Source organism: Citrobacter sp. VF227, assembly GCF_052950715.1.
This window is the reverse complement of record NZ_JBRFVF010000123.1, coordinates 1-659: the sequence shown is the minus strand read 5'-3', so window position 1 is coordinate 659 and position 659 is coordinate 1. Positions and strand designations below refer to the sequence as shown.

Here is a 659-nt window from a genome sequence, read left to right as displayed (position 1 = left end):
TCTCGGAGCCGGTCGGCTCCACGACGACGACCTCCGCGGCGATCCCGTCGGGCGCGAGGTCGAAATGCTCGGGGCGGACGCCGAGGATGAGCGGCCGCCCGTCGACGCCGGCAGGCGCGTCGGCGAGCGGGATCGACAGGCCGGTCTCGGTGCTGAAGGTGAGGCGCCCGTTCGCCCGGACCCGGCCGGGCACGAAGTTCATGGCCGGCGAGCCGATGAAACCCGCGACGAACAGGTTGTCGGGCCGGTCGTAGAGTTCGAGGGGCGGCCCGATCTGCTCCACGACCCCGTCGTGCATCACGACGATCCGGTCGGCCATGGTCATGGCCTCGATCTGGTCGTGGGTGACGTAGATGGTCGTGGTCTTCAGGCGCTGGTGCAGCCCCTTGATCTCGGTGCGCATCGCCACGCGCAGCTTGGCGTCGAGGTTGGAGAGCGGCTCGTCGAACAGGAAGACCTGCGGGTCGCGCACGATCGCCCGGCCCATGGCGACGCGCTGGCGCTGGCCGCCGGAGAGCTGGCGCGGGTAGCGGTCCAGCAGGTGGGTGAGCCCGAGAATCTGCGCGGCCTTGTTGACCCGGAGGTCGATCTCGGAGGCGGGCGCCTTCCGGATCCGCATCGAGAACGCCATGTTCTCGCGAACCGTGAGATGCGGGTAG

The 659-nt window shown here is 70.0% G+C and carries 1 protein-coding gene; it reads right to left on the bottom strand.

What is annotated here, in order from left to right; all coding sequences use genetic code 11:
• Positions 1–659, bottom strand: a 659-nt coding sequence (locus tag ACU8YC_RS25425; protein WP_446896022.1) for an ABC transporter ATP-binding protein, incomplete at both ends; no start/stop codon positions are given.